This is a genomic window from Sphingomonas melonis (genome assembly GCF_013409985.1).
GTDB classification, from domain to species: Bacteria; Pseudomonadota; Alphaproteobacteria; order Sphingomonadales; family Sphingomonadaceae; genus Sphingomonas; species Sphingomonas melonis_A.
The window spans coordinates 319,262-332,758 of record NZ_JACCBY010000003.1 but is presented as its reverse complement, the minus strand read 5'-3'; the positions used below and the strand labels follow the sequence as shown (position 1 = coordinate 332,758).

General features: G+C 68.8%; 10 protein-coding genes. 5 read left to right on the top strand and 5 right to left on the bottom strand.

The window, feature by feature from the left end:
• Window positions 1-80 precede the first annotated feature (80 nt).
• On the top strand, window positions 81-374 hold the full coding sequence (locus tag HD841_RS12315) for a hypothetical protein (protein WP_257015494.1): 294 nt from the start codon (window positions 81-83) through the stop codon (window positions 372-374).
• A 234-nt stretch (window positions 375-608) separates the two neighbouring features.
• Complete coding sequence (locus tag HD841_RS12310; RefSeq protein ID WP_179509167.1) at window positions 609-1,463, top strand: MBL fold metallo-hydrolase; 855 nt, start codon at window positions 609-611, stop codon at window positions 1,461-1,463.
• Window positions 1,464-1,466: 3 nt separating this feature from the next.
• Here HD841_RS12310 and HD841_RS12305 read toward each other — a convergent pair whose 3' ends face one another.
• Both HD841_RS12305 and HD841_RS12300 read right to left on the bottom strand, forming a co-directional pair.
• Window positions 1,467-1,820 carry a hypothetical protein gene (locus HD841_RS12305; RefSeq protein ID WP_179509166.1) on the bottom strand — a complete coding sequence of 118 codons (354 nt, stop codon included), beginning with the start codon at window positions 1,818-1,820 and terminating at the stop codon, window positions 1,467-1,469.
• 204 nt (window positions 1,821-2,024) lie between these two features.
• A complete protein-coding gene (locus tag HD841_RS12300; protein WP_179509165.1) occupies window positions 2,025-5,243 on the bottom strand; it encodes a TonB-dependent receptor in 3,219 nt (1,072 codons plus the stop codon).
• Between the two features lie 452 nt (window positions 5,244-5,695).
• Between HD841_RS12300 and HD841_RS12295 the strand changes: the two genes are divergently transcribed.
• Entirely contained in the window at window positions 5,696-8,764 is a 3,069-nt protein-coding gene (locus tag HD841_RS12295; RefSeq protein WP_179509164.1) for a family 78 glycoside hydrolase catalytic domain, read from the top strand.
• Window positions 8,765-8,797: 33 nt separating this feature from the next.
• Here HD841_RS12295 and HD841_RS12290 read toward each other — a convergent pair whose 3' ends face one another.
• Window positions 8,798-9,688 carry a helix-turn-helix transcriptional regulator gene (locus HD841_RS12290; RefSeq protein WP_179509163.1) on the bottom strand — a complete coding sequence of 297 codons (891 nt, stop codon included), beginning with the start codon at window positions 9,686-9,688 and terminating at the stop codon, window positions 8,798-8,800.
• A 133-nt stretch (window positions 9,689-9,821) separates the two neighbouring features.
• On the opposite strand from HD841_RS12290, the gene HD841_RS12285 reads away from it, so the two are divergent.
• Complete coding sequence (locus HD841_RS12285) at window positions 9,822-10,685, top strand: N-acyl homoserine lactonase family protein (protein WP_179509162.1); 864 nt, start codon at window positions 9,822-9,824, stop codon at window positions 10,683-10,685.
• A 178-nt stretch (window positions 10,686-10,863) separates the two neighbouring features.
• Here HD841_RS12285 and HD841_RS12280 read toward each other — a convergent pair whose 3' ends face one another.
• Together HD841_RS12280 and HD841_RS12275 are read right to left on the bottom strand one after the other, a co-directional pair.
• Window positions 10,864-11,523: a trimeric intracellular cation channel family protein gene (locus tag HD841_RS12280; protein WP_179509161.1), complete on the bottom strand. Its 660-nt coding sequence runs from the start codon at window positions 11,521-11,523 to the stop codon at window positions 10,864-10,866.
• A gap of 53 nt (window positions 11,524-11,576) precedes the next feature.
• On the bottom strand, window positions 11,577-12,170 hold the full coding sequence (locus HD841_RS12275) for a hypothetical protein (protein ID WP_179509160.1): 594 nt from the start codon (window positions 12,168-12,170) through the stop codon (window positions 11,577-11,579).
• A gap of 218 nt (window positions 12,171-12,388) precedes the next feature.
• Between HD841_RS12275 and ychF the strand changes: the two genes are divergently transcribed.
• On the top strand, window positions 12,389-13,489 hold the full coding sequence (gene ychF, locus HD841_RS12270) for a redox-regulated ATPase YchF (RefSeq protein ID WP_179509159.1): 1,101 nt from the start codon (window positions 12,389-12,391) through the stop codon (window positions 13,487-13,489).
• Window positions 13,490-13,497: the final 8 nt, after the last annotated feature.

The window sequence follows — 13,497 nt, the reverse complement described above, 5'->3', positions numbered from 1 at the left end:
GGAGACGAACGATCGCGCACGCCAGCAACGTCGTATATTGCGACGGACCGAACAGCCCGCACGCCTTCGACATCATTCCGTTGCAGCCGCGCAATGGCACGCTCGATGCCAAATGCCCGATCTGCCACGGCTACGGCCAGTGGAATACCGAGATCGACCTGGTCAGCTTCCGCTGCAAGCGCGCGATCTGCGACCATTGCCATGGCGCCGGCTGGATCGAGACGGGCGACGATCCCGTCGGCCATGCCGATATCGTCATGGCGCCGGACGGCTATCCGCAATGGGTGATCAGCTACGCGGCGCCCCCCGCCACCGGCGACGCCCCCGGCGACGCTGCGGTGAGCGATCCCGCCGCACCGCTATCGGCGGACTGACCGTCTAACATATTGATCTCGCTGCATCGCTTGTCGCTCCCCGGCGTTGGACCGGGAAGGAGACGATGATGACGCATGATCCCGATACCGACGCGCCGAGCCCCGACGAGCAGGCCGAGGAGATGGAGAAGGTCCAGGAAGACGCCGCCGAGGAGCGCGAGGGCAATCGCGGCTACCAATGATGCCGCGCCGGCGCTGACGCGCGACACGATCCCCAGGCAGAGGAAGCGGCCATTGCGTATCCACCATCTCAATTGCGGGACCGATTGCCCGCTCGGCGGCGCGCTGTTCGACGGCCGCAGCCGCGGCGTGCTGGGGACGATCGTCTGCCACTGCCTGTTGATCGAGACCGATGCGCACGGGCTGGTGCTGGTCGACACCGGCTATGGCCTGAAGGACGTCGCCCATCCGCATCGCCATCCCGATCCCCGCATCACCCTGCCGTGGCGGGCGATGCTCAACATCCGCCTGCACGAGCGGGAAACCGCCGTCCGCCAGATCGAAGCCCTGGGATTCCACACCCACGAAGTACGCCACATAATCACCACCCACCTCGACTTCGATCATGCTGGCGGGCTTGAGGATTTTCCGCAGGCGACCGTCCACGTCATGCAGCGGGAATATGACGATGCGACAGGGCCGCGTGCCGGGATCGTCGCGCGCAACCGCTGGCGGCCGCGCCAGTTCAACGACGTGCAGCGCTGGCAGACCTATGGCGCTCGCGGCGAAGGCTGGTTTGGGTTCGACGCGGTGCGCGACCTCGCCGGCCTGCCGCCCGAGATTCTGATGGTGCCGCTGCCGGGCCACACCTGGGGCCATGCCGGTGTCGCCGTCCGCAAGGACGACGGCAACTGGCTGCTCCACGCCGGCGACGCCTATTTCTACCGCGGCGAGATGCGGCAGGCGAAGCGGCACTGCACCCCCGGCCTGCGCGCCTATCAGCGGCTGATGGAGGTCGACGCCACCGCGCGCATGACGAACCAGGAGCGGCTCCGCGCACTCTCGATCGCGCAGCGCGATGTCCTCACCGTCACCTGCACCCACGATCCGGTCGAACTGGAGCGATGCCAGGCCGGGCGCCCACTCTGACGCTCATCCCGTCGCCGGCGCGGCCTGCAGCACGCGGCGGACATGGTCGACCACCTGATAGCCGGCGAACGGCGCAATCAGGATGCTATGCGCGATTCCCGACGCCCTGGGCGTCTGCGCCCGCCGCGCGGTCAACAGGATCGGCACGCCGGCGCCGACCAGCGCCGCGGCGCCGCTGAACGCCTCCGCCTCGAACACGTCGACGCTGATCACCGCGGCGTCCGGCATCGGCTGCGCCGCTGTCAGCAGCGCATTGGCCTCCACGACCGACCCAGCCGGCCCCAACACCTCCAGCCCTGCCTCGCGCAACACCGTCGCCAGATAGCCAGCGAGAAACGCATTCTCCTCGACCAGCACGACCCGCCGCCCCGCCGACGCTATGGAGCCGACGCTATGGAATAGCCATTCATTTCATAAGTTTAGCACCAATGCCCCGCCACCATGCCAACCCACGGCAATATCGGCGGAATGTCGCCCTAACGCCAAGCAGCCATGGCCGTGGCGAAACAGAGGCCGCAAAAATAAGGGCGGCGCCTTGCGGCACCGCCCAGGTTGGGGAACTCAGAAGTTGGCGCGCAGGCCGACGACGAAGTTGCGACCAGCATAGGTCGCACCGTCGGGCTGGGATTCGCGGTTCTCATATTGGTTGTACTGCACCTGCTTCAGCAGGTTCTGCGCCTGAATGGTGAATTGCAGGCGCTTGTACCAGGGCAGCGGGAACGAGATCTGCGCATCCATGTAATCGGTCGCCGTCGTATAGAGGTCGCCGGGAATGTTGTTGCACGGGCAGACGTTCGAGATGTTGGCGTCGCGGTGCGTGTAGGACATGCGGATCTGGAAATCCTTGGTCTCGTAGTAGAGCGTCCCGTTGTACGTCCACGGCGCCAGCCCGGACAGCAGGGCATTGGGGTTGAACCCGGCCGGCACCGCGGCGCCGCTCAGCCATTGCTTGATCTGCGTGACGTTGGCGTTGAAGCCGACGCCCTTGACGAGGAAGTCGAGCGGCTGGATCCACTGGAATTCCTGGCCGAACAGGTTGATCACCGTATCCGAATTGAGCCGCTGCAGCACGTTGATCACCGCATTGTCGGTGTTGCCGCCGCCCAGGTTGGCAAGGCCGGTGCGCTGACGGTCCGACAGGCGGGTCAGGTCGATCCCCAGTTGCGAGAACGGCACCTGCGACGGCAGCACGAACGGATAATCGTAGATCTTCTTGAACCAGCCGTTGAACGTCAGCACCGAGCGCGAGCGCGGATACCATTCGACACCGAAGTCGAAATTGTCGGCATAGAAGGGCCGCAACGCCGGATTGCCGATCGTGTAGGAATCGGCGTCGAGGCTGAGTTCGTAGCGCGGCGACAGATCCGCCGGATTGGCACGCGTCACCGTCCGCGCCGCCGCACCGCGCACGATCAGCGTGTCGGTGAGGAAATAGGACAGGTTCAGGCTCGGCAGCCAGTTGGACGATTTGGAGGTGAAGCGCGGCACGCTGCGCGTCCCCGCCCCGCCGATCAGGATGAAGTCGTTGACCAGCCCCGCAACCGCCTGCTGGTTGCTGGTATAGCGGATGCCGGCGTTGAAGCGCAGGTCGCGCCCGAACAGCTGCATCCGCCCGTCCGCCATCAGATAGCCGGCGACCGTGTCTTCCTCGAGCACACGCGGCGAATAGGTGTTGAGGTAATTGGCCGGCTGGGTCCCCGGATTGAGCTCGTAGCGGAAATAGTCGAGGTTCACCGCCTGCCGGATCTTGGCGAAGTCGGGCACCAGCCAGCCGTTGTTGAGCCCTGCGTTGAACGGCGCGCCCTTGAACAGCTGCATCGAGGGCAATTCGGTGAGATATTGCGGGATCGCCGAATTGGGGATGACCTCCTGGATCGACGGTTCGGTCGAGGTGAAGGTGCTGGTGCACGCGCCGCGGCTGGCGCAATCGAGCGCCTGCCAACCAGCGATGGTGCGCCGGAACCGCTGCTTCATGAAGCCCGTCGACAATTGCAGGCTCTGCACGTCGCCGCCGACCAGATCGAAACGATAGGCGTCCTGGTCGAGCTTCTGCCGGTTCTCGGCGAGGAAGATGCTGTTCCACGACCAGTTGGTGAAGGTGGGCAGGTCGATGTTGGTCGAGATCGACGGCGTGATGTCGCCGGGCTTGTAGGTGTAATGCGCATATTGCCCGGTGTTGACCGGGGTCAGGTCGGACGCCGGCTGCGTCGCGGGCGACGGCACGCCGGCGGGGAAGACGGCGGGCGCGATCCGCGGCGCGGCCGACTGCATCGTATATTGCAGCTGCGAATCCTTGAACCGGCCGCTGTTCTTCATCACCTGCGCGGAGAAGCGGAAATTGTCGGCGATGTCCCACTCCGCCGCCAGCGAGCGGTAGAACAGCGAAGTGCTGTTCTGCTGATCGGTGCTCTGGTTGAGGAAATAGGCGTTGCCAAAGGTGCCGTCGGTCAGCACCTTATCCTTGTCGAGCGTAAAGCCGATCGGGACCGTATTGTTGTAGCTGCGCACCGCCAGCATGACGTCATATTGGCCGAAGTCGTTGCCCGATTGGCTCTTGATCGCATCGACGCGGAAGCGGATCGCCTCGGTCGGGCGATATTCGAAATTGACCATGCCGGTCTTGCGGGTGCGGTTGCCGACGATCTGCTCGGCGCGGACGAGCCGCGGCACGATCGCGTAGCTGAGGTCCTGGCAGCTCAGCCCCGACGTGCCGCCGGGCGTGCCGTTGCCGCAGATCGACAGCGGCGAGCCTGCCGCGCCGAGGCCGAGTTCGGGGGGCACGTTGCCCGGCACCGTCGTCAGCAGCGCACCCGCGCCACGGCCATAGCCGCCGGTGGCGATATTACCGGTATTGCACCCGGTCCGCGTCGACGGGCAGAACGGATTGACGTTCAGCGTGGTGTAGCCGACCGTGTTGAAGATCTCGCTGCGATAGTCGCGCTGCGCATAGGCCCCGCCGAGCAGCAGGCCGAATTCACCGATCGAGGTCTTCCAGCGGTCGCTGACGATCACCGCCCCGCGTGGCGTCGTCGTGCCGTTGGCGTCCTGATACTGGCCCTGCCCCTGCACGCTGACGCTGAACCCCTTCTGGTCGAAGGCGCGCACCGGCTGCAGGTCGACGACGCCGGCGGTGCCGCCCTCGACCGTGCTGGCGGTCGGCGACTTGCTCAGCGTGACCCGCCGGAACAGCTCGGACGGCAGGATGTCGAGGCTCGACCCGCGCCCTTCGTTGACGCCCTGGCTGGAGGTGGTGACGTTGAACCCGTTCAGCGTCGTCACGGTGAAGCCGGCGCTGAGGCCGCGGACGTTGATCGTCGTGCCCTCGCCGGTGTTGTCGCGGTTGAGCTGCACGCCGGGCAGTCGCTGCAACGATTCGGCGAGGTTGAGATCGGGAAACTTGCCGATGTCTTCGGCGTAGATCGAATCGATGAAGTTGGTCGCGTTCTTCTTGGCGTTGGCCGAATCTTCCAACGAGCGGCGATAGCCGGTCACGACGATGTCGCCGGGCTGCGCCTCGCCCGAGGAGACCTGCCGGCCGACGCCGCCGTCATCCTGTGCGGTGCCGCCACCGGGGGAGGCGCCGGTGACCGCCTGCGTCGATGCGTCGGTCTGCGGAGTGGTGGAGCTGCCGCCCTGCTGGACGGCGGGCGTGGTACGGTTGGTCGTCGCCGGCGGGTCCGCCTGGACGCCGGTCTGGCTGGCGGGCGGGCCGGACGTGGTCGCGGTTTGCGCGTGAGCGCCCTGCGTCATCAGCGTCGCCACGACACCGGCACTGGTCACCAGGAGCCAATAGCTCCGGGCACGGCCACAGACGGATCCCCTGCGCATCGTTTTCCCTCTCCTGTTTGGCCAATTTTGATAATTGGCTCACAAGCAAGGTGCCGTTTACTCCTACAGAAAGCAAGATTGGTTTTACGAATTTTTTGAAGATGTTGCCGTCGTCGCCACGCGGAGCGCCTGCTGGCGGGGCAATGGCGCTCGTTTTCCTGAAATTCCGGCAGTTCTCACAACAGGACGCGGCGCTTACGGTATGGAAGCAAGCGCCCTGCAATCGACCGCAACGAGAATCGGCGGCACACCTACACCGGAGTTTCACGATCAGACCTCCCCGGCATATCTGACCAATCCAGATCATGTTTCGCGTTGCCGAACCGTCGTGATCGGTTATGTCGGACATATCGCCGGTGCGGCACGGCCAAAGCATCGGCAGCGATAATCAGGGAGGATGCGCGGTGCGGTCGATCGATCGGCGTACGATGATGGCGGGCATGGGCGTCGGCGCGACCTTGCTCACCCACACAACGCAGGCCGCGGCGCGAGCGCCGCTCCGCGTCACCGACCTCACCACCGCCGGATTGCGCGATCCTCTCGCGGTCGGCGATGCGCGGCCGATGCTGGCGTGGCGGATCGCCGGCCCCGACGGCACGATGCAGGCGGCGTTCCAGATCCGGGCCGCCAGCGATCCGGCACTCCTCACCGCCGGCCGGCCCGACCTGTGGGACAGCGGCCGGACCCAATCGCCGATCGCGACCGGCACCGCCTATGGCGGTCGATCGCTCGCCCCGCGGCAACGCTGCTGGTGGCAGGTGCGGATCTGGGACGCAGCCGGCGCCCTGTCCCCGTGGAGCGCGACGGCGCGGTGGGAGGCGGCGCTCGGCGCGTCGGACTGGCGCGGCGACTGGCTCGCGGTGGAAAGCGCCGACGAGCGCGACGACCGGCTGGCGCCGCCGCAATGGAGCGGCGTGGACCTGCCCGACGACCGCCAGCCGGCGCAGTTCCGCCTGTCCTTCACCAGCGATGCCGGCGACGGCCTGCTGACGATCGACACGCGCAGCCGCCTCATCGCCTTGCGCCTCGACGGCCGGGCGATCGCGCTGCCGGGCTGGCACAAGGACGCCTATGGCGGCCCGCCCGCCGCGCGCATGACGCTGCCGCTCGCCGCCGGACCCCATGTGCTGGTCGCGGAGGTCGCGCCGCAGAAGGCCGGCGCGCGCGTCTCCGCCACCCTCGCCGCGCAATTGCGCGTCCCCCGCTCCGGCGGCGGCGTGCGCCGTATCACCGGTGGCTGGGAGACGCGGGTGCCCGACGGCACCTGGCGGCCCGCGACGGTCGAAACGCGGCAGGATCATTTCGCCTGGCCGCCGACGCCGGCGCGGCTGTTGCGGCGGCGGTTCGCCTGCGCCGCGGTGCCGCCGGTGGTGCGGCTGCACGTCGCAGCGCTCGGCGGCTATCGCATCTGGATCAACGGCCGCCGCGTCGGCGACGACGAACTGCAAGCCGAACCCGCCGAATACCGCCGCCACATCCCCTATCGTAGCTATGACGTCGCATCCTTGCTGCGGCCGGGCGAGAATGTCGTCGCGGTGATCGTCGGCGACGGCTTCTATGCCAGCTATCAGGCGCCCGATGGCCGCTATGCCTATGGTCCGGCGCCCCGCCGCCTCCGGCTGATGATCGAGGATGGCGCCGGCACGCCCCTTGTCGTCGGCGACGATCGCTGGCGACATAGCGAGGCGCCGATCACGCTGTCGGAAATCTACGCGGGCGAGGATCACGACCGCCGCCGCTGGCCGGCCGGCTGGGACAGTCCCGGCTTCGACGATCGCGACTGGGACGCGGTTTGGGCCGCGCCGTCCCCCGCGGCGCTCCCGGCGGCCCCGCTCGCGCCGCCGATCCGCATCACCCGCACGCTGCGCCCGGTCGCGATCCGCCGCGTCGGCGCGACATCGCACATCGTCGACTTCGGGCAGAATTTCGGCGGCCGCGTCCGCCTGTCGGTCCGTGGCGCCGCTGGGAGCACGGTGGTGGTCAGCCATGCTGAGATCCTCGCAAAAGACGGCACGCTCGACCGCCGCAACCTGCGCGTCGCCCGGGCGCAGGACCGCTACGTGCTCGCCGGCGGGGGCGACGAGGAGGGGCTCGAACCGGTCTTCACCTTCCAGGGTTTCCGCTATGCGCAGGTCGACGGTCTTGCCGAGCTGACCGCGGCGATGGTCACCGGCCTGGTCGTGTCGAGCGATCTCGCCGAGATCGGCACCTTCGCCACCGCGCAGCCGATGGTGCAGAAGCTGTGGCTCAACACGCTGTGGAGCCAGCGGTCCAATTTCCGCGGCATCCCCACCGACTGCCCGCAGCGCGACGAGCGGCTGGGCTGGACCGGCGACGCGCAGGTGTTCTGGGACACCGCCGCGTTCAACATGGCGGTGGGCGGTTTCACCCGGTCGTTCACCCGCACCTTGCGCGACGATCAGGCGCCGAACGGCGCCTATCCGATGTGGTCGCCCGCTCCCCGCGGCCTCGGCTGGGATACCGACACGCCGACGCCGGGCTGGGCCGACGCCGGCGTGATGCTGCCCTATGTCGCCTATCTCCACGGTGGCGACCGCGCCGTCGTCGACGACAATTGGGCGGCGATGGCGGCCTATTGCGACGGCATCCTCGCGCGCAACCCCGACGGGCTGTGGCGCAACGGCCGCGGTGCCGACCTCGGCGACTGGCTGGCGCTCGACGCCAAATGGCCCGGCGACGAGACCACGCCCAAGCCGCTGATCGCCAGCGCGATGCTGGCGCGCTCGCTCGACCAGATGGCGGCGATGGCGGCATGGACCGGCCGCGCCGACGCCGCGGCGTGGCAGGCCAGGGCTGAGCGGACCCGCGCCGCCTTCGCCGCCGCCTTCGTCACCGCGGATGGCCGGGTCGGCAACGGCAGCCACACCGGCTATATCCTCGCGCTGCGCCTCCGCCTCGTGCCGCCCGGCCTGCACGCCCGCGTCGGGCAGCGGCTCGCCGCGGAGATCGCGCGGCGCGGCGGGCTGCTCACCACCGGTTTCCTCGGCACGCCGCTGGCGCTCGATGCGTTGGTCGACGCCGGGCAGGCCACCCTCGCCTTCGACCTGTTGCTGCGCACCGCCTTCCCCTCCTGGGGCTATATGGTCGAGCATGGCGCGACGACGATCTGGGAGCGGTGGAACGGCGACACCGGCGACGTGTCGATGAACTCGTTCAACCATTATGCGCTCGGCGCGGTCTGCGCGTTCCTCTACCGCCGGCTGGGCGGGGTCGAGCCGGTCGCGCCGGGCTTCCGCCACGTCCGCGTCGCGCCGCTGTTCGATCCCCGCATCGCCTCCGCCGGCGTGACGCTCGACAGCGCGTCGGGGCGGATCGTGACGTCATGGCGCCGCGAGCGCGGAGAGGTGACGCTCGACTTGACCGTCCCGGCCAACACGCTCGCCGAGGTCGTGCTGCCCGGTATCACCGTGTCCCGCGGGTCCGGCGACCACCGCTTCACCGTGCGCGCGTAGGAGACCGGCACGCGCCGCCGAAGCCGGTGCGGGTCACCCCGCGTTGCGCAACGCGCGCGGCAGCGCGCCATAGGCCGCGCGGACACGCCGGGCGAAATGCGACCGCGAGCGATAGCCCGCAGCCTGCGCCGCCTGCGTCACCGGCCGATCGGCCGCCAGCAACTCCGCCGCCGTCGTCATGCGGACGCGCAACAGGATCTGCCGGAACGACGTGCCCGCCGCACCAAGCTGCCGACGGAGCGTCGAATCGCCGAGGTTGAGCGCACGGGCGACCTCCGCCACCCGCCAGCGCCTACCCGGATCGGAGCGGATCACCGCCTCGACCCGCTCGATACGGCTCGCCCCGCCGAGCAGCACGGCGAGATGGGTCCGGCCGACCAGCAGCAGGATTTCCAGCACGCGATGCCGCGCGACCGCACCGGCCAGCGCGGCATCGCCCGGCAACAGCACGCTGGCGGCATGGCCGTAGGCTTCGACCAGATCCTCGCTCAGCGGCACCGCCAGCGTGGCCTCCACCGCTCGCCGGTACGCCATAGGCCGCAGACTGGCGCTCAGCTGGTCGCGCACCGCGGCGTCGACCCGAATGCACAGCGCCTCATATAGGCCACTCCGCGGATCGGGCACGTTGACGAGATCGTACTCGATCCCCGCCGGAAGGACGAACGGTTCGCCTGCCGCAAAGCGCTCCACCGTCTCGCCGTGCCAGATCTCCTTGGTGCCACTCAGCACGACCACCAGGGACGCACTGTCGAAGCGCATCCGGGCGACGCGCTCCTGCGTCCGCACGCAATAGCCGAACACGCTGACCCCGGCCGTCGCACCATAGGGCAAGGCTCCGTCCTGATCCGCCGGCGCGCGCAGGGGCGCGAGGCGCGCCAGCAATCGCGCCCCCAATGCCGTCGTGTGGATCACCGCATCGTTCATGCCGCGACTATTCGCGCAAGACGCCGTCCGGGCCAAGGCCGGTGCGAGCGTTTCGGGCGCATCATCGAGCGCATGCGGGCCATCGTCCCGCACACCGCCGCTAAGACTAATTGCGATGATCAAGGAGGATGACATGACTCTGTTGCGATGGCTGCATGGGGCGGTAGGCGCGCTGGCGCTCGCCGGTGGCAGTCTGGCGTACGCCGAACCGGCGTGGGCATCGGCGTCAGCGCCAGAGGTGGCGCTGTGGCGGCTCGATTGCGGCACCATCCAGATGAACGACGCCTCGCCGCTGTCGGACACCGGCCTCTATGCCGGACAGTCGCGCCGGCTGACCGACGGCTGCTATCTGATCCGCCACGGCGACGATTGGCTGCTGTGGGACGCGGGTCTGCCCACCACCCTGCTGGGCAAGCCGAACGACGGCGCGGCGATCAGCCCCACGCTGTCGCAGGATCTCGTCGGCCAGCTCGCCCGCATCGGCGTGCGCCCGGCGCAGATCCGCCGGCTGGCGATCAGCCATTATCACTTCGACCATGTCGGTCAGGCGGCGACCTTCCCGCAGGCGACGCTGCTGATCGGCGCGGCCGATTGGGCGGCGCTGCACGCGAAGCCCCTACCGTTCGGCGCCGACCCCGCTTTGCTCGCGCCTTGGCTGACCGGCGGCGGGAAGGTCGATCCGGTGCACGGCGACCGTGACATCTTCGGCGACGGTTCGGTGGTGATGCTCGCCGCACCCGGCCATACCCCCGGCGAAGCGGCGCTGCTCGTCCGGCTCGCGCAGACCGGGCCGGTGATCCTGAGCGGCGACGTCGTCCATCTTCAGGCGCAATGGTCGTCGCTGGCGGTACCGACCTGGAATACCCAGCGCGCGGACAGCCTCGCCGCAATGGATCGGCTGCGGCGGCTCGCCGCCACGCTCGGCGCGACGATCATCGTGCAGCATGATCCAGCCGACGTGGCGAAGCTCGCCCCTTTTCCCCGATCCTCGGGCTGACACCGTCTGCGCAAGGGTGTCGGTCTGTCGTACATCGCCGCCACTACTATGGCGGCGGTGCATGCTCGACCGCTCCTCCTCATCGTCGATCGGATCATCACGCAAACGGAAACGGTAAACCCGGATCGTTTCCGTTGAGGTTTCCCCGTCGTCCACCATGGCGGCGCGCGCAGGGGAGTCAGCCGCCTTCGTGCCGCTCGCCGTCGCGGCTGCGATAGGCCGGCAGCGCCAGCCGGAAGCGGATCGCGAAGGCGCGCAGCGCAAAGCCCGCCGCCGCGGCGATGATCGCCGCCGGCGCGCCGGCCAGTCCCAGCAACCCCAGCGCCACGTACAACGCAGAGGACAGCGCCGCCGCGGTGACGTACAATTCGGGGCGCATCAGGATCGACGGTTCGCCCGCCAGCACGTCGCGGATGATGCCGCCCACGCAGGCGGTCACCACGCCCATCAGCGCCGCGGGCACCGGCGGCACACCGTAGCCGATCGCTTTGGCCGCGCCGTAGACCGCATAAGCGGCCAGCCCGACCGCGTCGAACCATGCGAGCGCGCTGTCCCGCCACCAGCGTTCCGGCGTCACCCACACCAGCGCCGCCATCAGCAGGCAGACGGTCGAGGCGCGCGGATCGTGCACCCAGAAGACCGGCGCGTCGATCAGCAGGTCACGCACCGTGCCGCCGCCGACGCCGGTGATCAGCGCAAAGAAGGCGAGCGTCACCGCAGTCTGCCCGCGCTTCGCCGCGGCCAGCGCGCCGGATACGGCGAACACCGCGAGCCCCGCGACATCGAACCACGGCGCGAAGGCGGGAAGCAGATCGGCGGCAGGAAGCGGCGGCAGCATGGCGGCGGCCTAACCCAGGATGCCCGCGGCCGGAAGCCGCGACGACGCCGCGGTCAGAAACGGTGGCCGAGCACGAGGTGGACCATCGGATTGACCGGATTGCCCTCGCCCCGCTCGCCCCGCAGTCGCCGCGTCATGTCGGTGGCGTTGGAATAGACGTGCCCCTTCATCGCGCCGACCTCGACACCGATGCTGGTGTCCTCGTCGACGGCGCCGCGATAGCCCAGGGTCACCGCCGGTGTGCGCCGCAACCCGGGCCGGCCGCCGGGGACGTTGATCTGGCGTGGCACGCCCGCCAGCCTGCGGCCGGCGGCGGAGTCGCCTGCCCGTTGATCGTACACCCGGGTGCCCGCGGACAAATGGAAGCCGCTGCCGTCGACCGGATACAGGTCGATCATCGACCCGGCGAGCCGCTGATGGGCCTTGTCGCGCAGCCCTGGCGCGCTCGATACGGTCGCGACGCGCAGCCGCAATTTGGCGGTGATACGCGCGTCACGTTCGTCGCGACCGCCGAGCGCCAGCGACTGGAGCGGCGGCGACGCCGCGGTCGGCGACGGGTCACCGGCAGGCGTTGCCACCGTCTGAGCCGCGCCGGGCACCGCCCAGCTTCCCGCCATGATCGCCGCGATCATCCCCATGATCCGCATGCCTGCTCTCCCACGGCGATCGAGTCGCCGCTCCCGGTTCGAGTCCGGCAAGGCTATCACGCCTTCTACTAACGCACAGGACCAAAATGGTCTTTCATCTCCCGCTGCGACGAACCGAGCCGTCCGGCCGTCGGGTCGCCGCCAACAGCGGCCATCTGGTCAAACCGGGCGGCGGACGGTAAGGCGCGCGCTTTCCCCCCATCAGAATAGAGCGCATCATGGGTTTCCGCTGCGGCATCGTCGGCCTGCCCAACGTCGGCAAGTCCACCCTCTTCAACGCATTGACCGAAACGGCGGCGGCGCAGGCGGCCAATTACCCGTTCTGCACGATCGAGCCCAACGTCGGCAACGTCGCCGTCCCCGACCCGCGGCTCAACCAGCTCGCCGCGATCGCCGGCTCGGCCAAGATCATCGAGACGCAGCTCGCCTTCGTCGACATCGCCGGCCTGGTGCGCGGCGCGTCGAAGGGCGAAGGGCTCGGCAACCAGTTCCTCGGCAACATCCGCGAGGTCGATGCGATTGTCCACGTGCTGCGCTGCTTCACCGACGGCGACGTGACTCATGTCGAGGGCAAAGTCGACCCGATTGCCGACGCCGAGACAGTCGAGACCGAGCTGATGCTCTCCGACCTCGAAAGCCTCGAAAAGCGCGTGCCCAACCTCATCAAGAAGGGCCAGCAGGGCGACAAGGACGCCAAGATCGGCGCCGCGGTGCTCGGCCAGGCGCTGGACCTGCTCCGCGACGGCAAGCCCGCGCGCCTCACCCAGCCCAAGGACGCCGAAGAGGCGCGGGTGTTCGCCCAAGCGCAGCTGATCACCGCCAAGCCGGTGCTCTATGTCTGCAACGTCGACGAGGCTGACGCCGCCAACGGCAACGCGCTGTCGGCCAAGGTGTTCGAGAAGGCCAAGGCCGAGGGTGCCGAGGCGGTCGTCGTCTCCGCCGCGATCGAGGCGGAGATCGCGACGATGCCGGTGGAGGACCGCGCCGAGTTCCTTGCCGAACTGGGCTTGCAGGAGACCGGCCTCGCCCGCGTCATCACCGCCGGCTACAAGCTGCTCAACCTGCTCACCTTCTTCACCGTCGGGCCGAAGGAGGCGCGCGCCTGGACCGTCCATGCCGGCGCCAAGGCCCCGCAGGCGGCGGGTGAGATCCACACCGACTTCGAACGCGGCTTCATCCGCGCCGAAACGATCGCCTTCGACGATTACATCGCCTGCAAGGGCGAGGCCGGCGCGCGCGACACCGGCAAGCTGCGCCAGGAGGGCAAGGAGTATGTCGTCCACGACGGCGACGTGATGCTCTTCCGCTTCAACGTCTGACCGGAGCC

What these genes read in the sequence shown, in the direction of transcription:
- HD841_RS12290 (WP_179509163.1), bottom strand. Translation starts at nt 9,688, where the DNA reads ATGAACGATGCGGTGATCCACACGACGGCATTGGGGGCGCGATTGCTG.
- HD841_RS12285 (WP_179509162.1), top strand. Translation starts at nt 9,822, where the DNA reads ATGACTCTGTTGCGATGGCTGCATGGGGCGGTAGGCGCGCTGGCGCTC.
- HD841_RS12280 (WP_179509161.1), bottom strand. Translation starts at nt 11,523, where the DNA reads ATGCTGCCGCCGCTTCCTGCCGCCGATCTGCTTCCCGCCTTCGCGCCG.
- HD841_RS12275 (WP_179509160.1), bottom strand. Translation starts at nt 12,170, where the DNA reads ATGCGGATCATGGGGATGATCGCGGCGATCATGGCGGGAAGCTGGGCG.
- ychF (WP_179509159.1), top strand. Translation starts at nt 12,389, where the DNA reads ATGGGTTTCCGCTGCGGCATCGTCGGCCTGCCCAACGTCGGCAAGTCC.